The sequence below is a fragment of the Pseudomonas farris genome (genome assembly GCF_019145235.1).
Taxonomy (GTDB): Bacteria; Pseudomonadota; Gammaproteobacteria; order Pseudomonadales; family Pseudomonadaceae; genus Aquipseudomonas; species Aquipseudomonas farris.
Genome location: NZ_JAHSTV010000004.1, coordinates 229,208 through 253,845 on the forward strand (window position 1 = coordinate 229,208; position 24,638 = coordinate 253,845).

Here is a 24,638-nt window from a genome sequence, read left to right on the forward strand (position 1 = left end):
ATCATGGTGATAACTCCCTGTAGCACTTGGCGAACGATCAGGTTTCTTCAGTGCCCTGAAAGGGCCTGATCGTCCAGCCTGGATGCCAAAGCGTAGTCCAGAGTGGGCCTCACACGTATGTTTTCGTGGCAGCACGCTTCAGGTGGCCTTAGATTCGGGCAGGTGACACGATGATTTTCACGTTATGCTCCTTGTTGTTGACCAATTCCTCAAAGCCCTGCCCGACGATCTGTTCCAGCTGAATGCGCCCGGTTACCAGCGGTGTGATGTCCAGCCGGCCGTCGGCAATAAAGGCGATCACATCGGCGAACTCACCGTTGTAGGCAAGCGCACCCAGCACCTGTTTTTCGGTGGCGACCAACTCGAAGAAATTGAACTCGCTGGGTTCCTCGAAGATGCCCACCAGCACACACATGCCGGCCTTGCGGATCAGGTCGATAGCGAGCTTGGCCGTGTGTTTGTTACCGATGCATTCGAAGCTGACATCCGCCCCAAGTCCACCGGTCAGCCGCCGCACTTCTGCCAGAGCGTCACATTCATTGGGGTCTAGCACATGGCTCGCCCCTACCTCCAGAGCCTTGGCCTTGCGCGCTCCTGACATTTCCATGGCGATGACCTGCGCCGCTCCAGCAGCCTTGGCACACATGATGGTGCACAGGCCGATAGTGCCCGCGCCAACCACCACCACATTTTTCCCCAGCAAACTTCCGGCCTTTTTCACCGCGTGCATGCCCACTGCCAACGGTTCGATCAACGCCCCGGCTTCAGCGGGGAAGTTGGCCGGCAACTTGTAGAGCAGATTGGCCGGCACGTTGACCAACTCAGCGAACGCACCGTTGTTCATCAGCCCGGTGAAGGCCAGGTTCTCGCAAATGTTGTACAACCCATGGGTGCAGTAATAACACGTGCCACAGTGCTGACAGGCATCGGCTGCCACCGGTTCGCCAACGTTGAACCCCTGGACACCGGCTCCGATTTCGACGATCTCGCCACAGAACTCGTGACCGAGAATGCACTGCCCCTTGATCCCGGTCAGCGGGTGCGGCGCATCCACCGGGATGAACACCGGCCCGGCCACGTATTCATGCAGGTCGGAGCCGCAAATACCGCACCATTGCACACGAATCTGGACCCAGCCCGCGGGTGGCGACACGGGCAACGGAACGTCTTCGACACGGATATCGTGACGGCCATGCCAGACAGCGGCACGCATGCTGCGGGTCGGGTTGATCAAAAGGCTCATGCTGGAATCTCCTTGAAGTCGTTGGCCTTGGCGACCTGCAAATGGTCGCCAAGGGAGCATTAGTGTTGTTGCACAAAGTCCAGGATCAACCGATTGACCTGCTCGGCCGCTTCCATCTGCACCATGTGCGCCTGGCCCGGCAGGATTTCGATTTGGGCTGTCAGGCCAACGCTATGGGTCGCAGGAATGATCGCGTCGTCACTGCCCCAGATCAGCAACACCGGCTGCCGGCCGTCTTGCACCACGCCGCGCAGATCGAGCTGTTGCCGCCCTTCTTTGAACAACCCCGAAACCAGCTGGCGCAGGACTGTGTCCACCCCTTCCAGGCGCTTGTACTTGAGCATGTCTTCGAGCATCTGCCGATTGACCAGTTCGGGGTCGGAGAACAGTTGCACCAGCTGTGGTTTGAGGGCATTGCGGCTGGCTGCATCGACAAAACCTTGCAGGTAATCGCCGTTGATTTCCGCGCCCAGACCAGCGCTGCCGATCAAGCTCAGGGAACGCACCCGATGGGGCGCCAGACGCGTGGTGTTCAGCACCACCGCACCGCCCATGGAATGACCTGCCAGATGCGCCACGGGAACATCCAGATGATCGAGCAGCGCCAGCAACACCCCGCTCAGCTCATCCAGATCTGCCCGCTCCAGCTGTTTGGTCGACTCGCCATGGCCCGGCAGATCCAGAGCTATCACCCGGCGTTCGGCGGCCAACGCTTCATGATTGAACATCCAATTGTTCAGGTCACCGCCAAATCCGTGAACCAGCACCAACGGCACCCCGCCTTCGCCGCGCTCGAAGTAACGGATCAGCCGCCCGTCCAGTTCGACCTTCTGCGGCTTCGGCCCACTGTCTTCCTCAGCGCCCTCACCCGGCACGAACGCAGCCTGGAACTGCTCGATCACCGCATCGATTTCGGCCTCACTGGCTTCGCCGTCAACCACGATGCCGAGCAACGCACCGACCGCGAGGGTTTCATCCTGGCGCGCGATCTGTCGACGCAGCACACCGGAAAACGGCGCTTCGACGCTGCTGGAAATTTTGTCGGTTTCTACGTCGAGTACTTCATCGCCCTTGGCGATCGCCTGGCCCTCCTCCTTGAGCCAGACATCGACCCGGCCTTCAGTCATGGACAAGCCCCACTTGGGCATGGTCAGGGTATGGATCTGGCTCATGAACGCTTGCTCCACTCGATCAACTTGAGAACGGCGTTTTCGATCTTCGCCGCGTCAGGGATATAGAGGTCTTCCAGGGCGTCGGAGAATGGCACCGGCGTGTGCGGCGCCGTGACCATCTCGATGGGCGCCTTGAGCGAGGCGAAGGCTTTTTGCGCCACCAGGGCCGAGATGTCAGTGGCCATGGAACAGCGCGGGTTGGCTTCGTCGATCACCACCAGGCGCCCGGTCTTTTCAACGCTTTCGAGAATGCTGTCTTCGTCCAGCGGGCTGGTGGTGCGCAGGTCGATGACCTCGCAATCAATGCCTCGCCCTGCCAGGCTGCGGGCTGCGTCCATCGCTGTATTGACCATGCGCCCGTAGGAGACCAGGGTCACGTCCTTGCCATCGCGCAGGAAGTTGGCTTCACCGAACGGGATGGTGTAGAGCTCTTCCGGCACCTCGCCTTGCATGCTGTAGAGCAGTTTGTGTTCGCAGAAAATCACCGGGTCGTTGTCACGGATAGCCTGGATCAACAGGCCCTTGGCGTCATAAGGTGATGACGGGCAGACGACTTTCAGCCCGGGGATGTGGGTCCACAGCGATGTGAGCATTTGCGAGTGTTGGGCGGCTGCCCGCAGGCCCGCGCCGACCATGGTGCGAATCACCAACGGGGTGGAGGCCTTGCCACCGAACATGTAGCGAAACTTGGCCGCCTGATTGAGGATCTGGTCCAGACAGCAACCGGCAAAGTCGACAAACATCAATTCACACACCGGGCGTACGCCACAGGTCGCTGCGCCGACGGCGGCACCGACATAACCCAACTCCGACAGCGGCGTGTCCAGCACGCGTCCGGGAAATTGGTGATAGAGGCCCTTGGTCACGCCCAGCACGCCGCCCCAGGCGTCGTTTTCACCGGGAGCACCGGCACCGCCGGCAACGTCTTCCCCCATGATGAACACGCTGGGGTCGCGGCGCATCTCCTGGGCCAGGGCTTCGTTGATTGCCTGCTGATAACTGATTTTTCTCGCCATGATAAAGGTCTCGATTCTTGTTATAGGGGGCGTTCAGGGATAGGAAACGTAGACGTCGGTGAGCAGGTCGGCCGCGCTCGGCTTGGGGTCGGACTTGGCCTTGCGCACGGCATTTTCGATCAGCAGGTCCACTTCGCTATCGATCTGGTCCAACTGGCTGGCATCAATCAAACCAGTGCGCGTGGTGCGTTCGCGAAACTGCATCAGGCAGTCGTTGTGCTCGCGGAAATACTTGACCTCGTCCGGTGCCCGATAGGTCTGGGCGTCGCCCTCGAAGTGGCCGTAGTAGCGGGTCAGCTTGACCTCGATCAGCGACGGTCCTTCACCGGCGCGGGCCCGCTCCACTGCGGCACCGGCGGCTTCGTGAACAGCAAAAAAGTCAAAGCCATCGACGGTGACCCCGGGCATGCCGAAGCCGGCTGCGCGGTCGGCGATGTGATCGCAAGCCACGGACCAGTTGGAGGCCGTGGCCTCGGCGTAGCCGTTGTTCTCGGCAATGAACAGGCATGGCAGGTTCCACACCGAGGCCATGTTCATCGCTTCAAACACGGCCCCTTCGTTGGAGCCGCCATCGCCGAAGAACACCACGGCGACACCGTCGGTCCCTTTGAGCTTGGCTGCCAGGGCCGCCCCGACCACCAGTGGTGCACCGGCACCGACGATGCCGTTGGCGCCGAGCATGCCCTTCTCGAAATCGGCAATGTGCATGGAGCCGCCCTTGCCCTGACAGACCCCGGTTTTCTTGCCGTAGATCTCGGCCATCATCCCGTACACATCAACGCCCTTGGCGATGCAATGACCGTGGCCACGGTGGTTGGATGCGATGCAATCATCATCCCCCAGGTGAGCCATGACACCGGCGGCCGAGGCTTCTTCGCCGGCATAAAGATGGACGAAACCGGGAATCTCGCCGGTGGCGAACTCCACGTGCAAGCGCTCTTCAAAAACGCGGATGGTGCGCATCACCCGATAGGCATGCAGCAATTGATCAGCGGTCAGCTGTGTCGACATTTTTATTCTCCAGGGTGTCTTGAGACTCAAGGTTCAGAGGGTGTTGCGGATGTTCACGGCCGATGGCCAGCAGCCGCTCTTGCGCTGCATAGGCCAGCGCCGCATTGACATCGATGCTCAACGGACCGCCGGCATCGAGGGTAACGGTGGGTAAGTCATGGGCGCTGAATTCGATCTCCCGCTCGCCATCCAGGGCCAGGGTGCCGTTGCTCAGGCACAGACGATGGGCAACGCCGGGTTCAAGGCTAGCGGCGGCGAGCACGCCGCAGCCTTGCAACAGGCCGGGCGCCAGTGGCACCAGCAAGGCTTCGCAAGAGTGCGGATCAAGGCGCATCCAGGCGCCGTTGGGGGCTTGGCGCGACACCGGAAACCACAAGCCACAGAGGGCCGAGATGCCAATGGACTGAGGCTCGGCGAAGGTCACAAACACCTCCGCCAGATCGATCCCACGGCTGATTGCACGGGCGCCGATAAAGGGCAACGAGGACACCGCCACGTCCACCAATGCCACTTCGCACAGGTCGCGGCTCGGAATCCGCACCAGCAGGCGTTTATTGCGGCGCAAAGCGATTTCGGGTGGAATCCGCCCGCTGGCGAATAGCCCGCCGGCCAACCCGGCGCTGGTGGCTTCACGCAGTTCCGGGAAGGCATTGTTGGTCCCCGTTGACAGGGTCAGCAGTGGAATGTCGCCGACTTCGGCGGCCACCGCTTTGTGGGTGCCGTCACCGCCGAGCACGGCGATCAGCGACACACCGCGTTCAGCCATCCAGCGCGCGGCCTGGCGAGTGTCCGCCACGCTCTGGCGCAAGGTAAGGTCCAGGAACTCCAGGGTTGGCCAGTGGCTGTTACGCGCCTGGCGGCCATGACTGTTCTTCAACACCGCAGCGGCGATGCCGGTCATGTCGGTGGGCATCAGCACCCGCTCGACACCGGTGGCGCCAAAAGCCGCCAGCAGCCGCTGGATCACCGAGACCTTGTCGGTGCTGGAAAACAGCCCGGCATTCGCCGTCAGGCGCCGTACGTCCCGGCCGGACGCCGGGTTGGCAATGATGCCGACGGTCAATGGCAAGGGACTCATTCCAGCACCACAGGTAGAACAGGAAACAGGCCTCGGCAGGAGAACATAGGGCACCTCTTTTTATTATCGGGTTGCCAGTCGCACTGGTTGCAGGGGCTATAGCAAGGCCGGTGCCAGATCCGCAAAAAAGCGCCAGAACGCCTGTTCCAGAGCGGCCACGACCTGAGTCTATGAGGGTTGGGATTACGCTCGATTGAGACGTTTCATGTCAGCCTGCACGGGGTTGCAGTGAGACCTTGAGACGTCGCGTCTCACCTTCGCAGTGAGTGAACCGATGCTTGTCGACCGTCCATGAACGGCGCTTAATAGCCGCACAACTAAAAGAAGATCGAACCGGAGACCTTAAATGCTTTCCGCACACTCGAAGGCGCACGTGGATTGCGTCAGCCGTGTTTTGAAGAACGCAGCGCACCTGCCGCAACTGCCTGTGTCGGACTTGATATTGGACTCCTGGCGCCGCTCCATGGAGCAACACCACCTGGACCCCGGCTCATTACAAGGGCCACGGATCCTTTCGCAGAATGTGCTGCAGGAGTGTCGAGAACGCTCCGAACTGTTCCTGCGCATCGCCAGCGAAGAAGTCGCCCGCCTCCACGGTCGCGTGCGCGATGCCGACTACTGCGTGTTGCTCACCGATGCCCAGGGCCAGACCATCGACTACCGCGTGGAAACCTCGATCCGCAATGACTGCCGCAAAGCCGGTCTGTACCTGGGCACCTGCTGGTCTGAAGGCGAGGAAGGCACCTGTGGGGTGGCCGCGGTGCTGACCGCACGAACACCGGTCACGGTGCATAAGCGAGATCACTTCCGCGCCGCTTTTATCGGACTCACCTGCTCTGCAGCGCCAGTCTTCGACCCTCGGGGCGAACTGCTCGGGGTGCTCGATGTGTCCGCGGTGCGCTCTCCGGACGACCGTCGTTCGCAACACCTGATCCGGCAGATGGTGGTGCAGAGCGCACGGGAAATAGAACAAGCGTTTTTCATGAGCAGTGCCCAGGGTTACTGGGTGCTGCGGGCCCACAACAGCCCGGGCTATGTCGACAGCCAACCCGATTACCTGCTCGCCTGGGACGATGACGGAAGACTGCAGGCGCTGAACCCCGCGGCGCGGCAGTGGCTGTTGCAAAGCTTTGGCCAGCTGCCGGAACACATCGACCAAGTGTTCGATCAGCAGTTATTGCATCGGGCCAGGGACGAATCGCTCTGCCTGCTTCACGGCCAAGGTGGCCGTCATGCCTTGCATGGACGACTCAGCGCGCCACGGCGGGTCAAACGCAACCCTGCGCGCCGGGTGCTGTCACCCGCCGAACTCGACCCGCGACTGGAAGAAAGCCTGCGCCTTGCGGTGCGGGTCAAAGATCGCAATTTACCCGTGCTGATCCAGGGTGAAACCGGTTCTGGCAAGGAAGTCTTCGCCCGCCAGTTGCATCAGGCCAGTCTGCGCCGTGAGCGACCTTTTATCGCGGTGAACTGCGCAGCGATTCCCGAAAATCTGATCGAAAGCGAGCTGTTCGGTTATGTGGCCGGCGCCTTCACCGGTGCATCGAATAAAGGTATGCGAGGTCTGCTGGAACAGGCCGATGGCGGCACTCTGTTTCTCGATGAAATCGGCGATATGCCTCTGCCTCTGCAAACCCGTCTGTTGCGGGTTTTAGCCGAGGGCGAAGTGGCGCCCCTGGGGGCGTCACGAAGCAAAGCGATCGACATTCAGGTCGTCTGCGCAAGCCACCGCGATCTGGAAGCACGGGTGACCTCTGGTGAGTTTCGCGAGGACCTGTACTTTCGCCTCAGTGGCGCGCGATTCCAATTGCCGCCGTTGCGCGAACGCAGTGATCGACTGGCCTTGATCAACCGGATACTCGAAGAAGAATCGTCGAGCTGCGCAATGGAGATGCAACTGGGAAGCGCCGCACTGGAATGCCTGCTCGGCTATCGCTGGCCGGGAAATGTGCGCGAACTGCGGCACGTGCTGCGTTACGCCTGCGCGGTGTGCGAGACCCATTTGATTCTGTTGAGTGACTTGCCTGAGCAACTGCTCGGCCATCGACTCAATGATCCGGCTTCAGCTGACACCGTGGAACACTGCGCCAGCCCGGAACGCCAGGCACTCATCGATGCCCTCGTGCGTCATCGCTGGAAACCCACTGCCGCGGCCAAGGCTTTGGGCATCTCCCGGGCAACGCTGTATCGACGGGTGCATCAACATGACATCGACATGCCTGGCAGAAGCTAACCACAGCTTCATCCGGCGGCCCCGCTCGCCATCGGGCACCACACGGGTGCCGGTCAAACGTTTCGCCGCTACAATGCGCACCTTGACCGTGACAAGCCAGACTAAAAAAACATGTCCCTACCCAAACATCATCTGGAACTGCTCAGCCCCGCCCGCGACGTGGCCATCGCCCGCGAGGCCATTCTGCATGGCGCCGACGCCGTGTACATCGGGGGCCCGAGCTTCGGCGCACGCCACAACGCCTGCAACGAGGTGAGCGATATCGCCCAATTGGTGGAATTCGCCCGTCGCTACCACGCCCGGGTGTTCACCACCATCAACACAATCCTGCACGACAACGAGCTGGAGCCGGCCCGCAAGCTGATCCACCAACTGTACGATGCCGGTGTCGACGCCTTGATCGTCCAGGACCTGGGCGTGATGGAACTGGACATCCCGCCGATCGAACTGCACGCCAGCACCCAGACCGACATCCGCACCCTGGCGCGGGCGAAGTTCCTCGACCAGGCCGGCTTCTCCCAATTGGTACTGGCCCGCGAGCTGAACCTCCAGGAAATCCGCGCGATCGCCGACGAAACCGATGCGGCGATCGAGTTCTTCATCCACGGTGCTCTGTGCGTGGCATTCTCCGGCCAGTGCAACATTTCACACGCGCAAACCGGTCGCAGCGCCAACCGAGGTGACTGCTCCCAGGCTTGCCGCTTGCCGTACACCCTCAAGGATGAAAAAGGCGGTGTGATCGCTTACGAAAAACACCTGCTGTCGATGAAGGACAACAACCAGAGCGCCAACATCCGCGCGCTGGTTGAAGCCGGCGTGCGCTCGTTCAAGATCGAGGGTCGCTACAAAGACATGGGCTATGTGAAGAACATCACCGCCTGGTATCGCCAGCGCCTGGACGAGGTCCTCGAAGATCGCCCGGACCTGGCCCGCGCATCCAGCGGCCGCACCGCGCATTTCTTCGTGCCCGATCCGGAAAAGACCTTCCACCGCGGCAGCACCGATTACTTCGTCAGCGATCGCAAGATCGACATCGGCGCCTTCGACACACCCACCTTCACCGGCCTGCCGGTGGGCGTGGTGGAGAAAGTCGGCAAGCGCGACCTGCTGGTAGTCACCCACGAACCGCTGTCCAACGGCGACGGTCTAAACGTGCTGGTCAAGCGTGAAGTGGTGGGCTGGCGCACCAACATCGCCGAGCCGAAGGGTGAGTTCGAAGAGGACGGGGAAAAGCGCTACCGCTATCGCGTGGAGCCCAATGAGATGCCGAAGGGGTTGCACCAGCTGCGCCCGAATCACCCGCTGAGCCGCAACCTTGACCACAACTGGCAACAGGCCCTGGTCAAGACCTCCGCCGAGCGCCGGGTGGGTCTTGCCTGGGTCGCTCGCCTGCGTGAGGATCGCCTGGAGCTGACCGCCACCAGCGAGGAAGGTGTCAGCGCCAGTGTTGCCCTGGACGGTCCATTCGGTCTGGCCAACAAGCCGGAACAGGCCCTGGAGCAACTGCACGACCTGCTCGGCCAACTGGGCACCACGCAGTACCACGCCACGGCGATCGAGCTGGATGCACCGCAGGCGTATTTCATCCCCAACTCGCAGCTCAAGGCCTTGCGCCGAGAAGTCATCGAAGCGTTGACCGCAGCCCGCATCAAAGCCCACCCACGAGGTGGTCGCAAGGCCGAAACCGAGCCGCCTCCGGTGTACCCGGAGTCGCATCTGTCGTTTTTGGCCAACGTCTACAACGAGAAAGCCCGCGACTTCTATCACCGTCACGGCGTCAAGCTGATCGACGCGGCCTATGAGGCTCACGAGGAGACCGGCGAGGTGCCGGTGATGATCACCAAGCATTGCCTGCGTTTCTCTTTTAACCTCTGCCCCAAGCAGGCCAAGGGCGTCACCGGCGTGCGCACCAAGGTCGCTCCGATGCAACTGGTGCATGGCGATGAGGTACTGACGCTGAAGTTCGACTGCAAGCCTTGCGAGATGCACGTGATCGGCAAGATGAAGGGACACATCCTTGACCTGCCGCAACCGGGCAGCGTGCAGCATGTCGTCGGCCACATCAGCGCTGAAGACCTGCTCAAGACCATCCCTCGCGCACCGCACTGAGTGACTTGCGAGCGCGCCGCTACGGCGCCGCGCTCGCTGCGCTCGCAAGACGGCTGAATGTTAAAGGTGTGACCAAGAGGAATTTACAGGCATAAAAAAACGCCGGGCCGGATCGGCGTTGGCGTTTTCTGTAAAGACAATCATCCGGGACTTCCGCACTACCTGCCGGCGGAGGCCATACTTGGATGAGTATAAGGAAAATGGCAGGGGCGGCTGGATTCGAACCAACGCATGGCAGGATCAAAACCTGCTGCCTTACCGCTTGGCGACGCCCCTGTATCTGTTGCTGCGAGCAACATCGAGATGCTGAGTCCTTGCGCTACAAGCCCCCTGTAAGGGCCTCTGCAAGAACGGGCGGGAATTTATCAACTTTCGCTTCGTCTGGGAAGGCCAACACAAAAATATATTTGTTTTAAAACAGATGCTTACTCCTGATCCTGGAGGGTGCCATGGCAACTGTTACCGATACACTGACGCTGTTTCTCGCAGGCGATGTCATGACCGCCCGCGGCATCGACTCAGTACTGCCGCATCCTGGCGATCCGCGGCTTTACGAAGACTACGTCAAGAATGCCGGCGTTTACGTCCGGCTGGCGGAAAGACTCAATGGCCCGATTCCCCTCCCCGTCGATTTCACCTATGTCTGGGGCGCTGCGCTGGATGAGTTTGAACTTCGCCAGCCACACGCACGCATCATCAATCTGGAAACGGCGGTGTCCCGCCGTGGACGACCAGAGCCAAAGGGCATCAATTACCGCATGACCCCGGAGAACTTCCCGGCCATCAGCGCAGCCGGCATCGACTGTTGCGTGCTGGCCAACAACCATGTGCTGGACTGGGGAGCAGCCGGCCTGGCCGATACGCTGGACACCTTGTCGAGCAACGGCATGTGCAGCGCCGGTGCCGGCCACAACCGACAATCTGCCGAAGCACCCGCCGTGCTGCCACAGCCTGGCGGGCGGCGCTTGCTGGTGTTTGGCCTCGGCGCGCCCGACAGCGGCATTCCGTCGGACTGGGCCGCCACGGATAGGCGCGCGGGCGTGGCGCGGCTGGAAGATCTGACGATGCAAAGCCTGCGTCCTGTGGCCAAACGGATTCTCGAGAGCAAAAAACCGGGGGATCTGGTGGTCGCCTCCATTCATTGGGGCGGCAACTGGGGGTTCGATATCCCGCGCGAACAAGTCCGGTTCGCCCATGCCTTGATCGACGAGGCTGGAGTTGACCTGGTGCACGGACATTCCTCGCACCACATCAAGGGCATCGAGGTGTACCGCGAACGCCTGATTCTTTATGGCTGCGGTGATCTGCTGAACGATTATGAAGGCATCGAGGGCCACACAGATTTTCGCGGCGACCTGGGGCTTCTGTACTTTGCCTCGCTGGAACCGAGCGGGCATTTGCAGTCGCTGGACCTGATACCCACCCGCCTCTGTCGCTTTCGCCTCTCTCGCGCCGAAGGGGATGACCGTCAATGGCTGCACGACACCCTTTCTCGCGAGTGCGCACGCTTGGGCAGCAGCATCCATCCGGGCGCGAAAAATGCCTTCGTGTTGCGTTGGTAGGTGCCTCTGGGCATGTTAATTTGGAAACATTTCTGACTAATCGACCAGAAATTTCTCACAAACCGCCTGCAAAGGAATGCCCAACAATGGATTTATCACTCAAGCACCTGGCCGCGACAACCCTGATGCTGGCCAGCCTTTCGTCGTTCACCACGTCAGCGCACGCCAACATCACCCCGCAACAGAGCGCCACCATCCTCAAGACTTTCAGTGACGCATCGGTAACCGATTTCCGGCAGTTCCTGAGTCGCCTGGCCAAGAGCGACCTTGCCAAAACCAACGACCTCGGCCCGGCAATCAGTGCCTTCCAGAGCAACAAGACCCTTACCCCTGAACAGCAGAACGAGATCCATCGCCTGCTTGGCCTCTATGCACGGGTGAAATACGGCAGTGCTGCCACTGAGACCCTGCGCGAACTGGTGGCAATCCCGACCTTCCGCGTGGACGGCGTTGCTCAGCACGACAATCCCGAATTCATCAAGATCGCCGACAAGCTCAAGGGCCTTGCCCAGGCCTTCAACCTGAACTTTCGCAACATCGACAACCGGGTCTATGAAATCTCCCTCGCAGGCAACGGCGACGAAGTCGTAGGCATTCACGCGCATGCCGATGTGGTGCCCGTGACACCAGAGAACTGGGTCCTGAAGGACGGCACCCGACTCGATCCGTTCAAGGTCACCCTGGTCGGCGACCGCATGTATGGCCGGGGCACCGAGGATGACAAGAACGGCATTGTGGTGGCGCTCTACGCCATGAAGATCATCAAGGAAGAGAAGCTGCCGCTAGCCAGGAATTTCAAGCTGCTGGTAGACACCACTGAAGAAACCACGGGCGACGCCATCCCCTATTACTTCGAACACAACCCGACACCCAACTACAACCTGGCGCTGGATGGCGGCTACCCGGTGGTGATTGCCGAGAAAGGCTACGGCACTGTCATGGCGAACTTTGCCCGGCGTAAGGCAGAGGGCAAAGGCGCCGAAATCACTGCAATGACCGGCGGCCTGGCAACCAACCAGATCCCATCGACTTCAGTCGCCACCCTGGTGACTGACAAGCCCGCTGAATTGGCCGCCAGCCTGCAGAAGGCAGGTAGCGATTATGCCAAGCGCAATGGTGGCAACTTCGAGGTGATCGCCAAGGTCGTCGGCAAGGACGTCTTGCTGACGGTCACCGGCGTATCCGCCCACTCCTCCGAGCCCGAGTCAGGCGTCAACCCGGTGGCAAGGATGCTGGACTTCATCAACAGCCTCGACGGCAAGGTCGCGCTCAAGCACAACCACATTACCGACGCCGCCCGTTACGCCGCTGACAACTGGGGGCTGGACTACCTGGGTGGCAAATTGGGGGTCGGTTTTTCCGATGCCTTCATGGGACCGCTGACCACCTCCCTGACCTATGTCGGGATGGATGAAAAAGCCTTCAAGCTCGCCGTCAATCTGCGCGTACCGAAGGGCAAATCCCCAGAAGTGCTCAAGACCGAAATCGCCGAAAAACTTGGCGCCTGGAGCAAGAAGACCCACATTGAGCCGGCCTTCGACTACTCGATCGCCGAGCCAATGCACCGCAACCCTGAGGGTGAATGGGTCAAGGCTCTGCTAGCCGTGGCCAGCGAAAACCTCGGCATGGAACACAAGTTCGGCACCTCTGCCGGCGCCACTTCGGTTCATGAGCTACCCAATGGCGTGCAGTTCGGCCTGGCCAGGCCCGAGGTCAAATACACCGGCCACAACGACAACGAGTTCAAGACCGTCGACCAGTTCCTGCTGGACCTGCAGATCGTGACCGAAATGTTCGGGCGCATAGGGCAGTTGCCGAAACTCTGATCTCCCCCTTTCGGACCCGCTATTCTGGCGGGTCCGCTTCTATGCGAACGTCAACTCACTCGTTATCAGGATCTATGATGCCGCTGAGCTTTCATAAAATGCACGCCAATGGCGATGACTTCGTTGTTGTGGACTTGCGAAACTCGGCCAATCCAATGACAAGCACCTTGGCTCGGCGATTGGGTGATCGAAACCGAGGAGTCGGATTCAATCAACTCGCCGTAGTGCTCGATTGCGATGATGCCGTTGCGCGCTTGATGTTCTGGAATGCAGATGGCTCCACGCTGGATGTGTGTGGCAGCGCAACGCGCGGTGCCGCGGATATGCTGATGCGCGAATCAAATATGACTTCGATAGCGCTGCGAACCAATCGTGGCCTACTCACGTGTGAACGAACCTCAACCGGTGCGATTTCCGTCAACATGGGGGAACCGCTTTTCGGCTGGTCGGATATTCCCCTGGCCCTGGAACTGGATACTGCTGTTTTACCACTGGCGGGTGACCCAGCAGCTACCAGCATGGGCAATCCGCACTGCACCTATTTTGTCGATGATCTGAACGCCGTTGATATAGCGACCATCGGACCGATCATTGAAACCAACCCTCTATTCCCCCTCAAGACGAACGTGCATTTCGTCCAGATCATTAACCGAAAGCACATTCGATTGCGCATTTGGGAGCGCGGGGGTGGTATTGCGCTCGGTTCCGGTTCCTGCTCGTGTGGCGCCGCTGTTAACGGAATTCGTCGTGGTTTGTTAGACCCTCGCGTTGAGGTTGAATGTGATGGCGGAACCGTAACGGTTCAATGGGATGGCGTGGGACCTGTCTTTCTCATCGGGCCGGTAGAGACAACGTTTTCGGGAACTGTTCACGACAGCCTCTCCTTCAGCCTATGAACCGGCGGCTATCGCCTAACTGACCTATTCTGAATCGACCGACAAAAGATCACCCTTTTGAGGTACCTGAACTCGTTACAGCAATGGAGGCTGGATGATGAAGGAGCAATCGATTGAGTTTCGCGCTGGAGAGGCGCCTACGCCGCACTCTGCGCCCCTCGCCATGACCCGTTCCACCCCTTCTCCCACGCTCAATAGCCGCATCGAGCTTTATACCCAGGAGGCAATGGTCAACTGGCTAGGCCCGCTGCAGCTAATGCGCACGGGCTTACAAACGGCTGTCGCCACCACGATGGGTGCCTTCGCGGACCCACGTGAGGTGCTGGCCATGCTCAACCCTCGGGACTCTAACCCGCCTATCCAGGTGGTTGCCGACGGTGACGTGTGGATCGACTATCTGGCCGATACCGGCGATGGCTGGGACTCCACCTACTCGATGGCGCTGTGCGTCAGCCATGCTGTCGAGTTGCCGGAACACCAGCTCTCGTTGCCGCGCGGCGACGTGCTGCTGCTCGGCGGCGATCAGGTCTATCCCACACCGGCCCGCAACGGCTATCGCACCCGTTTCCTGGACCCCTTCCGCGCCGCATTTCCCGCGCCGGTACCCAAGGAGCGCCCTAATGACCAGGACCAGCCCGTGCGGCAGCCGGGTGCACCGTGGATATTGGCGACGCCCGGCAACCACGATTGGTATGACGGTCTGCGCGGTTTCTCCCAACTGTTTTGCGAGCAGAAGCCCATCGGCGCTTGGGAAACCCGCCAGCGCACCGGTTACTACGTGCTGCAGTTGCCCAATGGCTGGTGGATCTGGGGCCTGGATCTGCAGTTTGAATCCATGATCGACCGACAGCAGAAGCAATACTTCGAGCAGATGCACGCCAAATTGCAGCCAGGCGATCGCGTGATCCTCTGCACGCCCGAGCCGAGTTGGGTGGACGAAGCCGAACGGCTAGCACGCGAGGAGAGCAAGGCCTTGCCCTCGATCGAAACCCAGACGCCGCGCTTTCGCAGCCTGCGCGAGATCGAGGAACTCCTGGGTGACCACCTCGCGGTAGTCTTGGCCGGAGACTCGCACCACTACGCGCGCTACCAGCCAAAAGCTGGCACCCAGGCGCCGCAGCGCATCACCTGCGGAGGCGGTGGCGCCTTCTTGAATGCCACACATCAGCTTCCCGATCCGCCCAAGCCGATCAACGTTGGCGGCACCCGGCAGCACTACGAACTGGCGGCGGTCTACCCGGACAAACAGACCTCCAAGCAACTGCGTAATCGGGCATGGCGGCTACCTACCCGCAATCGCTCGTTCTGCGGCATGCTGGCCATTTTGTACCTGCTGTTCGACTGGATGGTACAAAGCGCCAGCACGGTGCCCCACCCGGCACGAGGCAACCGCAGCCTGATGGACGTGTTGTCTGACCTCCAAGCGTCTATTCCCAACATCAGCGAAGTTTGGCGACACCTGCTCTTGGTCCTGTCACACAGTCCTTCGTCGGTGATGTTCGCCGTGATCATTGTGCTGGGTTGCGCAGTGTTCTCAGCCGCCGGGGTCAAGCGCACCCGAAAGCTCGCCTATGCCATTGGAGCGGCTCACGGGGCACTTCATCTGGGACTGGCAATCGGACTGCTGTGGCTGATGGGCCGTGTCAACATCCACTACTTGCAGCTCGAGGTAGAAAACCTGCACCAGGTTTTGTTGTTCCTGGCGGAGACGCTGGTGCTCGGCGGCAGTTTGGGAGGCCTGTTGTTCGGCGCATGGATGGTGATGGGCAACACTTTTTGGGGGCTACATAGCGAGGCGGTTTTTTCCTCGCAGTGCATCGCCGACCACAAATGCTTCCTGCGCATGCACTTCAAAGGCGACCAACTCACCCTTTACCCGCTCAAATTGGAGAAGGTCTGCCGGCGCTGGTCCGTGGCATCAGGAGTCGCCAAACTGGCGAAGGTGCAGCGCACCTGGAGATTGCGGGCAACGCCTGAAAGCACTGGCCCGCGCTTCGTGCCAGCCTCGGGTGCGCTCGAACCGCAGTTAATCGAGCCGCCCATCGAGATTCTGTGTAAGTAAACCGCTTTTCGTAGGAGCCAGCGGTGCGGTAAGGCGGATCGCCGCACCGCTGGCTCCTACAGGTCCGATTTGCTGAGTTATTACTTGGGTGGAACGAAGTTATCCAGCATTCGATTCACCGCCAGTTCCGCCAGCATGATGACCTGCTGAAGCGCCAGCAGGGTATTGCGGTGGGTGCCCTCCACCAATGCAGCAATGTCGCTGGCCATGACACTGGCCGACGCCAGGTTCTCGCATGTTTGAACCAGCAAGGCTTCATGGTCGACATCCGGCGCAACCATGTACATGGTGCTGGGTTTGCGTGGGGTGTTGTTCATGATCGCTGCCGGGTTGAGGTAAAAATTGAGGGCGCGCTCGGCGGCTTCGTTGAGCTTTTTTGAATCGAGGGATTCGTACGGGGATGCCGGATCGGTGTCCGGTGGGTTGGGTGTAACTTTGAACATAAATCAAACTCCTGATACGAGTTTATTAAAAAGAGCCATCACGCTCGCTACCAAACGAAGGTGGTGGCCATACGCGGGTTGGTAGACCGGTCGTATCAGTTCCCGGCGCCCTCGAAAGGGCCCCGCGCATGACCACCATAATAGGTGACGCGATGCGCCGTGATACGAAACCGGGCTACCAAACCCGATCACTGATTTCAGTGACAGGGAAACGATAGAGCCCGGGCCATCGGCGCACAAGCCGGCGGATTCTGTCTTAACCGTAGGTAACGGCGCAAGGTCTTGTAGCCCTTCGGGAAGTAACACGGAGTGTCTTTAAACACGCATCATTAAACGCGAGAAGACCACTCCGCCAGGGACAGTTACAGAGCTATACGTGCCTGTTCGTTGACCGCTTATTCGTTGGGATTTATCTCAGGCCTGAACAATTTAAAAACGGAATATGACACTCCCTCCTTCGCGCCGTTCCATCTCCTCCTCCCAAGTAGTCTGAAACTCCCACCCCGCTTGGGAGTATCGGTCGATGCGCAATCCCCGGCGTTTATCCATAGTTGCGACCAAAGGTCAACGGTCAGGCCTAGATGACCGCAACTGCCCAGGAAAAAGTCATGACTATTGAGCAAAATTCATCGATTACGGCCAGCGCTATGAGCGTCGTGGCGAGCGGCGCGAACGTTTCGCTGGACGAAACGGCCGGATTGCAGAATGCCACCGCCACTCCAACCCCTGCGGGAGACGCTGACGACAACGACATTCTGGTGACCTCCCTGCCCTCGACCTTCGCTACCCGTTTGACCGCACTGGGGGCAGGTACCGCAACGGGTGCAGCGTTGAGTGGTTATACCGGTGCCGTGGGCAACACAGGCAGTAATGCGTTCACCGTCACCGCTGACCCCGGCGCCAGCATTACCAATATCAGCTTCGTCGACAGCGCTGGCGCACCGCTCAATGGCGTGGACAGCGGACTGGATACCCTCAACGGCACCAGCATCTTGCTCTATACGGATGCGAACAACGACAACATCGTTCTGGGCCGGGCCGGTGGCTCGACCGGCGCGATCGTGTTCGCGGCCTATATCGAAGAAACCGGATCACCGGTCTCCGGCGGCAAGATCTGGACCGTGGAGTACCAACCGCTCAAGCATCCAGTGACTACGAACGCCGATGATTCGCTCAATCTGCTGAATAAGGTATACATCGGAGCCAGTCAGGACCTGGAATTCAGTCTGGCCGGTGTGCCCTCCGGTGCGAACCTCTTCCTGATGTTCACGAAGGCGAACCCGACAGTTGTCGACGTCGGTGGTGTTATGCGGATCACGGATCCCACCATCATCGCCACCGGCAAGGACCCCGCAGACCAGTCAAGCGGCGCCAATATAAACACTGGCGACACGATCATTACCAGCCAGGCGGCTAACCCGACCACCTTCGGCACCAACAACCAGATGATTACGGAACAGGACGGCATCCGCTTTTCGTTCGTCACGGGTGCCAGGCAGGATGTGACCATTCCCAACCTGAGTCCGACCGAAGCAGATGTTGAGTCCAACATCGACTTTACCAGCGTCTTCAACGCGAAGATGGCCAGCTTCGACGTCGTGCAGTTGCAAAGCGGCAAGAGTGCCGTCGTAAAAATCAGCGCATTCAGTACCATTGCTGAACCCGGCGAGAACTTCATCAACGGCTATGTGGGTGATACGTCAGTTGCCATCACCAATGTTCGCGTCTTCAACAGCGCCGGGGTGGTGATCGAGAATTCAAACGGATCGGTGAATGATCCGGCCATTGGCATTACCTTTTCTGGTGGGGTTGCAACCATCACCGGCGTTTTGGCCGGCTACCAGATTGAATACACCACGACGTCGGATCACAACCGCGTGCTCGTCGAGAACGGAGCGGCCCTCGACGCCAGGGGCAATAACCACGCCGATTTTGATATCGGTGGTTTCACGCTGGTCCAAGCCTCTGTTTCGACAACCGAAATCGGCTCCAAGATGATCTTCGACGACGACGGGCCAAGCGCAGACGTGGCCGATGGCGCCGGCGCGGTGACGATCGACGAGACGGCCGGCAACCAGGATAACGACAGCGACTTGGCGGCGGTTCTGGCGCTGTTCGACACGGAAGTGACGAACAAGGGCACGGACTTGAATCCAGCGGAGTTCGCGATCAGCACCACACCTTTGGCCACCACGACGCTCAGCAGCTTTGGCCAGGACGCGGCGGGTGCGACGAAAGTGCTGTCGCTGGCGATTGTGGGCGGTGACGGCACCGACTCGCTGCTCGATACCACTGATGGCAAGAACATCATTCTGTTCAAGGAAGGCGATCTGATTGTCGGCCGCTATGACGTGGCCAATGGCACGGTCACGGCCGACGATCCAGCGGCGTTCGCGATTGCGCTGCAGCAAGACGGCAACGTGGCGGTCGCGCAGTATGTCTCGCTCAAGCACCCCACCGCCGGCAGCTCGGCGGCGGCCTATGACGACCGGATCGATCTGGCGGGCCTGATCAACGCGGTGGTGACAGTGACCGACGGCGACGGCGACACCAGCACCGACAGTGTGGGCATCGGCGACGACATCAACTTTGACGACGACGGGCCGAGCGCGGATGTGGCCGATGGCGGCGGCGCGGTGACGATCGACGAGACGGCCGGCAACCAGGATAACGACAGCGACGCGGCGGCGGTTCTGGCACTGTTCGACACGGAAGTGGTGAACAAGGGCACGGACTTGAATCCAACGGAGTACGCGATCAGTACCACGTCGTTGGTCTCCACGGCGCTCAGCAGCTTTGGCCAGGACCAGGAGGGTGCAACGAAAGTGCTGTCGCTGGCGATTGTCGGCGGCGACGGCACCGACTCGCTGCTCGACACCACCGATGGCAAGGACATCAAACTGTTCAAGGAAGGCGATCTGATTGTCGGCCGGTATGACGTGGCCAATGGCACGGTCACGGTTGACGATCCGGCGGCGTTCGCGATTGCGCTGCAGCAGGATGGCAATGTGGCGGTGGCGCAATATGTCTCGCTCAAGCACCCCACCGCCGGCAGCTCGGCGGCAGCCTACGACGACCGCGTTGATCTGGCGGGCCTGATCAACGCGGTGGTGACGGTGACCGACGGCGACGGCGACACCAGCACCGACAGCGTCGGCATCGGCGACGACATCAACTTCGACGACGACGGACCGGGGGTGTCAGCCAACAGCACGGTGCTGCTCGACGACGATGCGCTCTCGGGTGGCAATCCTGGCGGCACGGACGACGATGTAGACTCGGCTAACCTAAGCGGCACTCTGGGCCACGACTTTGGGCAGGACGGGGCCGGCACGGTGGCCTATCTGACCAGCGGAGCGCCCACAGGCTTCACCTATGTGGCCGACGGCGCCAATCTGTTGGTCAAACAGGGCACGACCACGGTGCTGACGCTGACGATGGTCGCAACAACGGGCGCCTACACGGTGACGCAAAACAACCCGATCCTCCATGCGGCAGGCCTGACCGAGAACAACCAGGCGTTCACCATCAACTACCGGGTGACCGATGGTGATGGCGATACGGCCGATGGCACGCTGGGGATCAACGTCGACGACGATACGCCCGTTATAGGGACAGCCCCTGTGCAGGATGTCGACCCCACTTTGGGTGCGACGTCATGGACCTTTTCGGGTGACTTCGCCTACTCGATAGGTGCGGACAAGCGCGGGCCGACCTACTCTTCGGCAGCGGACAGTGATTTTGCCGAACTCGCCCTCTCTGGCTTGGCGAACGATGTTGCGATCGTTGATCCAACGGTCACCTGGGATTCAGAGAATCTCGACGCTGCCACGTTTAACGTGTCGTTCAAATACGATCACGATCGGAACGCTACCACCGATCCTGAACTGGTGGAAGGCACGCTGGTGTTTGACAAAGTCAATGACACCTATACCTTCGAGATAGATGCGCTGCAAACGACGCAAGACGTCACGCTGGGCGAAGGCACTGGATACGAAACGTATGACGTGGATGGTACGAGCCCTTCCAGTGGCCCATCAAATGTGGCCACTGGGAAGCTTGGGGAAGGTTTCTTCATCCAGATCACGGGCTTCGAGGCACCACTGAGTGCCGACGGCAATACTGTTGTGACGGATGGTGAGCTTGTGAGCGGCACGCTGGCCCCTGTAACCTTGTCCAGCACTGCTCTGGGCGTCTCCGGAAATACGATCCAGGCAGGTGAAGCGGCCAACATCAATTTCTTCCAGACTGATCCGAAAGGAGATCTGGGCGCCGACAATTTTAGTTACGCGACCGATTTCTTTATCAAGTTCGATGGATATGAGACTGAAAGCGATGATCTTTTGCTTATCGTCAGTCTTGCTGATGCAAATGATCCTTCCATCACTACAACACGTGCCATCTACGTCGACCAAGGCGATGTGTACGAGAACGATACGGTCAATACAGATCTTGTTGGAACCAAGTACGAGGCCCTTATCGTCAACGACCCAGCCGATCCGAACGACCCGTTCCTGGACAATAATGATGCTCTATTGATTGTTGAAAGTAATGATTTCAACATTCAGACCGGTGATAACTGGCTCATCAAGGGTATTCAGATTCTTTCGAATGATGCTGGCCTTACGGGCAGCGCGATAAATCTGAATCGCGATGTCGGTGCCGATGGCGCAAGCAGCACTTCCGCACAGCCGGTCAGTGGTCTCGTCGGGCCTGGAAACACGATTGCGGAGGATACGAGTACGAATCCGCTGAAGATCATCGATGCTGGTTTCTCCACCACCACGACTACACCCGCTACCCTTGATCTAGAACTGGATTTCCAGGTCGTCGATAGAGATAGCGATTTCACCGCTGTCCAGACGATTGATATCGAAAATCCTGTCGTGGTCGAACTGGTGGGAGTTACTAACTTGGCACCGACAGATTTGGTGCTTTGATCCGCTAAGAAGAGTAAACGCGCGAGACAGGACGGCTTGGCTCCCACAAGGGGTCAGGCCGTTTTTTTATTGGGCCACTGCGGTCCCTGAGCCAAGGCCAGACGAGCCTTGCGGCATGTCCTCATTCACAAACGGAATAGGCGGCACCGTTCCTTCACGCCCTCGTGCTGTTCCCCCATCCAAGTAGTCTGAAACTCCCATTCCGCTTGGGAGTATCGGCCGATGCGCAATCCCCGGGGCTTATCCATAGTGACGGCCAAGGTCAACGGTCAGGCCTCGATGACCGCATGCTCAGGAGAAAATCATGGCTATTGGAATCACTGGCGTGGACGTTTCGCTGGACGAAACGGCCGGGTTACAGAACGCCACCGCCACTCCAGCCCCTCCGGGAGACGCTGACGACAACGACATTCTGGTGGCGTCCCTGCCCTCTTCCTTCTCTACCCGTTTGACCGCACTTGCGGCAGGTACCGCAACAGGTGCGGCCTTGAGTGGCTATAACGGTGCTGTGGGCAACACGGGCAGCAATGCGTTCACCATCACCGGCGGAGGAAGCATTACCGATATCAGCTTCGTCGACAGCGCTGGCGCACCGCTTGATGGCGCGGACAGCGGACTGTTTACCCTCGATGGCACCAGCATCCTTCTCTATACAGATACGAACAACAACATTCTCCTGGGCCGAGCCGGGAGCGCAACCGGCGCGATCGTGTTCGCGGCCTATATCGAAGAAACCGGATCGCCGGTCTCCGGCGGCAAGATCTGGACCGTGGAGTACCAACCGCTCCAGCATCCAGATGATACGAACCCCGATGATGCGCTCAATCTGCTGGATAAGGTATTCGTCGGAACCAGTCAGGACCTGGAATTCAGTCTGGCCGGTGTGCCCTCCGGGGCGAACCTCTTCCTGATGTTCACGAAGGCGAACCCGACAGTAGTCGACGTCGGTGGTGTTCTGCGGATCACGGATCCCACCATCATCGCCACCGGTAAGGACCCCGCAGACGAGTCAAGCGGCGCCAATATAAACACTGGCGACACGATCATTACCAGCCAGGCGGCTAACCCGACCACCTTCGGCACCAACAGTCAGATGATTACGGAACAGGATGGCATCCGCTTTTCGTTCGTCACGGGTGCCAGGCAGGATGTGACCATTCCCAACCTTAGTCCGACCGAAGCAGATGTTGAGTCCAACATCGACTTTACCGACGTCGTCAATGCGAAAAAGGCCAGCTTCGACGTCGTGCAGTTGCAAAGCGGCAAGAGTGCAGTGGTAAAAATCAGCGCATTCAGCACCGCTGCTGAACCTGGCGTGAACTTCATCAACGGCTATGCGAACGATACGCCGGTTGCCATCACCAACGTTCGCGTCTTCAACAGCGCCGGGGTGGTGATCGAGAATTCAGACGGATCGGTGAATGATCCGGCCATTGGCATCACCTTTTCTGGTGGGGTTGCAACCGTCACCGGCGTTTTGGCCGGCTACCAGATTGAATACACCACAGCCTCGGATCACAACCGCGTGCTCGTCGAGAACGGGGCGGCCCTCGACGCCAGGGGCAATACCCACGCCGATTTTGACATCGGTGGTTTCACACTGCTCCAAACTGCTGTTACGACCGCCGAAATCGGCTCCAAGATCATCTTCGAAGATGACGGCCCAGCACTCGCCTTCGGCAACCTGATCGGGACCGGTAGCGTCCTGCCGCAAACCGGCTACTGGAGTCATTCAGCCGGCGCCGACGGGCTGGATACGAACGGTCTGGATATTTCGGTGAATAACCCGTTCACCCTCGTCAGGCCAGACAACACCACCACGACCGGGACCGCCACACTCACCGAGCAATCGCCCTCACCGGACGGCAATGGCGCGTACCAATTCGCCGGGACGTTGACCGGCGATTTCGACAACAACGCCGACACGGCGGATACCACCATCGACTACACGCTGAGCGCCTTTGACGATGGCAGCTATGTACTGGATCTGGTGCAAGGTTTCAGTTCAACGGTCGTGCTCAGCAGTGCCGATGGCTCGCTCGCTGCCGGCGGTCCGGACCCGGTGCGCACATTGTTAATTCCAGATACGAATGACCCGACTATTCCTTCGGCATCTGAGGAGGTTGTGTTCTTTTCCGTAAAAACAACTGCGTCGACTTCGGACATCCTGACCGGTATCGGGCTTGGAGCACCCGACCCCACCGAAGCCCAGCTACAGACCAATCCCCTGCCCTCGTACATCGACCCGAGGGCCATGAACGTCAGCACGTCCGGCATCGGCGTCGCCAATAACGTCCTCCAGGGAGACAACCTGGTGGCAATCGGCGGTACCGATGAAAGTTTCGTCGTCAATCCGGAAACCCTGCTGACGGCCATGAAGGTCTTCATCGACAACTCCGTGGCGGGTTACAACACAGCGACCGAGGACCTGTACTACAGGATCTACTACGAGGACGGCTCAACTTCGGACCTCATCGAGGTGAACACCCTGACGCCAGAGCCCCGTGGACAGGTGTCCTTCCTCATTGAACAGGAGGGCTCGCTGCTGATCGATGCTGTTCAGCTTACGATGGGCCGAGGCGACATCAAGATCCCGGTGATCCAGTTCATTCAGGAGACTGAAAGCCTGGCCAGCGATATCCAGCTGTCGTTCAACGCGACGGTGACGGACAGGGATGGGGACTCGGCATCAAGTACGTTTGACGCCAACCTGTTCGCCAACGACTTGACTGGCGCCTTCGACTACACGCTGGTGGGCACGGACGGTGAGCTTGATGCCTTCAACGTCGACTTGTCATTCGATGAGAACCTGTACCAGATTACCGGCTTCGATGCGGACGCAAACCTGCGAGACACCTTGGTACTCAACGGCGACCAGACTGCTGATGTCCAGATCGACAACACCGGCACAGACAGCATCGTGACGGTTACCGAAACGGGCGGAGACGTCACGACCATCACCTTGGTCGGGGTTGATCTTCTGACTAGCAACGACATCGTTATCGGCAGCGTCTGAGGCGTCGCGTGCGTGAAAAATGCGAGGGTGG

Annotated in this window: 14 protein-coding genes and 1 tRNA gene; 8 read left to right on the plus strand and 7 right to left on the minus strand. The window is 59.7% G+C overall.

Features of this window, described 5'->3' with window-relative positions:
* Nucleotides 1-148: 148 nt before the first annotated feature.
* From KVG95_RS10120 to KVG95_RS10140, 5 genes are all read right to left on the minus strand, one after another.
* On the minus strand, nucleotides 149-1,213 hold the full coding sequence (locus KVG95_RS10120) for a 2,3-butanediol dehydrogenase (protein WP_225922997.1): 1,065 nt from the start codon (nucleotides 1,211-1,213) through the stop codon (nucleotides 149-151).
* 89 nt (nucleotides 1,214-1,302) lie between these two features.
* Nucleotides 1,303-2,415: an acetoin dehydrogenase dihydrolipoyllysine-residue acetyltransferase subunit gene (locus tag KVG95_RS10125; protein ID WP_217856126.1), complete on the minus strand. Its 1,113-nt coding sequence runs from the start codon at nucleotides 2,413-2,415 to the stop codon at nucleotides 1,303-1,305.
* Nucleotides 2,412-3,431 carry an alpha-ketoacid dehydrogenase subunit beta gene (locus KVG95_RS10130; RefSeq protein WP_123721746.1) on the minus strand — a complete coding sequence of 340 codons (1,020 nt, stop codon included), beginning with the start codon at nucleotides 3,429-3,431 and terminating at the stop codon, nucleotides 2,412-2,414. Before KVG95_RS10130 ends, KVG95_RS10125 begins: the two co-directional genes overlap by 4 nt.
* Nucleotides 3,432-3,464: 33 nt before the next feature.
* Nucleotides 3,465-4,442: a thiamine pyrophosphate-dependent dehydrogenase E1 component subunit alpha gene (locus KVG95_RS10135; RefSeq protein ID WP_123721745.1), complete on the minus strand. Its 978-nt coding sequence runs from the start codon at nucleotides 4,440-4,442 to the stop codon at nucleotides 3,465-3,467.
* A complete protein-coding gene (locus tag KVG95_RS10140; RefSeq protein ID WP_217856128.1) occupies nucleotides 4,420-5,520 on the minus strand; it encodes an ATP-NAD kinase family protein in 1,101 nt (366 codons plus the stop codon). The genes KVG95_RS10135 and KVG95_RS10140 overlap by 23 nt, the downstream gene beginning before the upstream one ends.
* 346 nt (nucleotides 5,521-5,866) lie before the next feature.
* Here KVG95_RS10140 and KVG95_RS10145 point away from each other — a divergent pair, with 346 nt between their 5' ends.
* Nucleotides 5,867-7,753 (plus strand): sigma-54-dependent Fis family transcriptional regulator, encoded by a 1,887-nt coding sequence (locus KVG95_RS10145; RefSeq protein ID WP_217856130.1) that lies wholly within the window; start codon nucleotides 5,867-5,869, stop codon nucleotides 7,751-7,753.
* Between the two features lie 111 nt (nucleotides 7,754-7,864).
* Nucleotides 7,865-9,862, plus strand: coding sequence for a peptidase U32 family protein (locus tag KVG95_RS10150; RefSeq protein WP_217856132.1), 1,998 nt, complete (start codon nucleotides 7,865-7,867; stop codon nucleotides 9,860-9,862).
* Nucleotides 9,863-10,063: 201 nt separating this feature from the next.
* Here KVG95_RS10150 and KVG95_RS10155 read toward each other — a convergent pair.
* A tRNA-Gln gene (locus tag KVG95_RS10155) sits at nucleotides 10,064-10,138 on the minus strand.
* Nucleotides 10,139-10,311: 173 nt separating this feature from the next.
* Between KVG95_RS10155 and KVG95_RS10160 the strand changes: the two genes are divergently transcribed.
* From KVG95_RS10160 to KVG95_RS10175, 4 genes are all read left to right on the plus strand, one after another.
* Nucleotides 10,312-11,424 carry a CapA family protein gene (locus tag KVG95_RS10160; protein ID WP_217856134.1) on the plus strand — a complete coding sequence of 371 codons (1,113 nt, stop codon included), beginning with the start codon at nucleotides 10,312-10,314 and terminating at the stop codon, nucleotides 11,422-11,424.
* Between the two features lie 86 nt (nucleotides 11,425-11,510).
* Nucleotides 11,511-13,250: a dipeptidase gene (locus KVG95_RS10165; protein WP_217856137.1), complete on the plus strand. Its 1,740-nt coding sequence runs from the start codon at nucleotides 11,511-11,513 to the stop codon at nucleotides 13,248-13,250.
* Between the two features lie 77 nt (nucleotides 13,251-13,327).
* Nucleotides 13,328-14,146 carry a diaminopimelate epimerase gene (gene dapF, locus KVG95_RS10170; protein ID WP_217856139.1) on the plus strand — a complete coding sequence of 273 codons (819 nt, stop codon included), beginning with the start codon at nucleotides 13,328-13,330 and terminating at the stop codon, nucleotides 14,144-14,146.
* A gap of 97 nt (nucleotides 14,147-14,243) precedes the next feature.
* Nucleotides 14,244-16,208, plus strand: a complete 1,965-nt coding sequence (locus KVG95_RS10175) for a metallophosphoesterase (protein WP_217856499.1) — start codon at nucleotides 14,244-14,246, stop codon at nucleotides 16,206-16,208.
* An 80-nt stretch (nucleotides 16,209-16,288) separates the two neighbouring features.
* Here the strand turns inward: KVG95_RS10175 and KVG95_RS10180 are convergent, their stop codons facing one another.
* Nucleotides 16,289-16,651 (minus strand): DUF6124 family protein, encoded by a 363-nt coding sequence (locus KVG95_RS10180; RefSeq protein ID WP_217856141.1) that lies wholly within the window; start codon nucleotides 16,649-16,651, stop codon nucleotides 16,289-16,291.
* Between the two features lie 608 nt (nucleotides 16,652-17,259).
* On the opposite strand from KVG95_RS10180, the gene KVG95_RS29740 reads away from it, so the two are divergent.
* Nucleotides 17,260-21,591, plus strand: a complete 4,332-nt coding sequence (locus KVG95_RS29740) for a beta strand repeat-containing protein (RefSeq protein WP_225922978.1) — start codon at nucleotides 17,260-17,262, stop codon at nucleotides 21,589-21,591.
* Between the two features lie 304 nt (nucleotides 21,592-21,895).
* The gene (locus tag KVG95_RS10190) at nucleotides 21,896-24,607 is read left to right on the plus strand and encodes a DUF5801 repeats-in-toxin domain-containing protein (protein ID WP_217856143.1); all 2,712 of its coding nucleotides are present in this window, start codon (nucleotides 21,896-21,898) and stop codon (nucleotides 24,605-24,607) included.
* The last annotated feature ends 31 nt before the right edge of the window (nucleotides 24,608-24,638 follow it).

Excerpts from the sequence above, each read along its gene's own strand:
- KVG95_RS10120 (WP_225922997.1), bottom strand. The coding sequence starts at position 1,213 with ATGCGTGCCGCTGTCTGGCATGGCCGTCACGATATCCGTGTCGAAGAC.
- KVG95_RS10125 (WP_217856126.1), bottom strand. The coding sequence starts at position 2,415 with ATGAGCCAGATCCATACCCTGACCATGCCCAAGTGGGGCTTGTCCATG.
- KVG95_RS10130 (WP_123721746.1), bottom strand. The coding sequence starts at position 3,431 with ATGGCGAGAAAAATCAGTTATCAGCAGGCAATCAACGAAGCCCTGGCC.
- KVG95_RS10135 (WP_123721745.1), bottom strand. The coding sequence starts at position 4,442 with ATGTCGACACAGCTGACCGCTGATCAATTGCTGCATGCCTATCGGGTG.
- KVG95_RS10140 (WP_217856128.1), bottom strand. The coding sequence starts at position 5,520 with ATGAGTCCCTTGCCATTGACCGTCGGCATCATTGCCAACCCGGCGTCC.
- KVG95_RS10145 (WP_217856130.1), top strand. The coding sequence starts at position 5,867 with ATGCTTTCCGCACACTCGAAGGCGCACGTGGATTGCGTCAGCCGTGTT.
- KVG95_RS10150 (WP_217856132.1), top strand. The coding sequence starts at position 7,865 with ATGTCCCTACCCAAACATCATCTGGAACTGCTCAGCCCCGCCCGCGAC.
- KVG95_RS10160 (WP_217856134.1), top strand. The coding sequence starts at position 10,312 with ATGGCAACTGTTACCGATACACTGACGCTGTTTCTCGCAGGCGATGTC.
- KVG95_RS10165 (WP_217856137.1), top strand. The coding sequence starts at position 11,511 with ATGGATTTATCACTCAAGCACCTGGCCGCGACAACCCTGATGCTGGCC.
- dapF (WP_217856139.1), top strand. The coding sequence starts at position 13,328 with ATGCCGCTGAGCTTTCATAAAATGCACGCCAATGGCGATGACTTCGTT.
- KVG95_RS10175 (WP_217856499.1), top strand. The coding sequence starts at position 14,244 with ATGAAGGAGCAATCGATTGAGTTTCGCGCTGGAGAGGCGCCTACGCCG.
- KVG95_RS10180 (WP_217856141.1), bottom strand. The coding sequence starts at position 16,651 with ATGTTCAAAGTTACACCCAACCCACCGGACACCGATCCGGCATCCCCG.
- KVG95_RS29740 (WP_225922978.1), top strand. The coding sequence starts at position 17,260 with ATGACTATTGAGCAAAATTCATCGATTACGGCCAGCGCTATGAGCGTC.
- KVG95_RS10190 (WP_217856143.1), top strand. The coding sequence starts at position 21,896 with ATGGCTATTGGAATCACTGGCGTGGACGTTTCGCTGGACGAAACGGCC.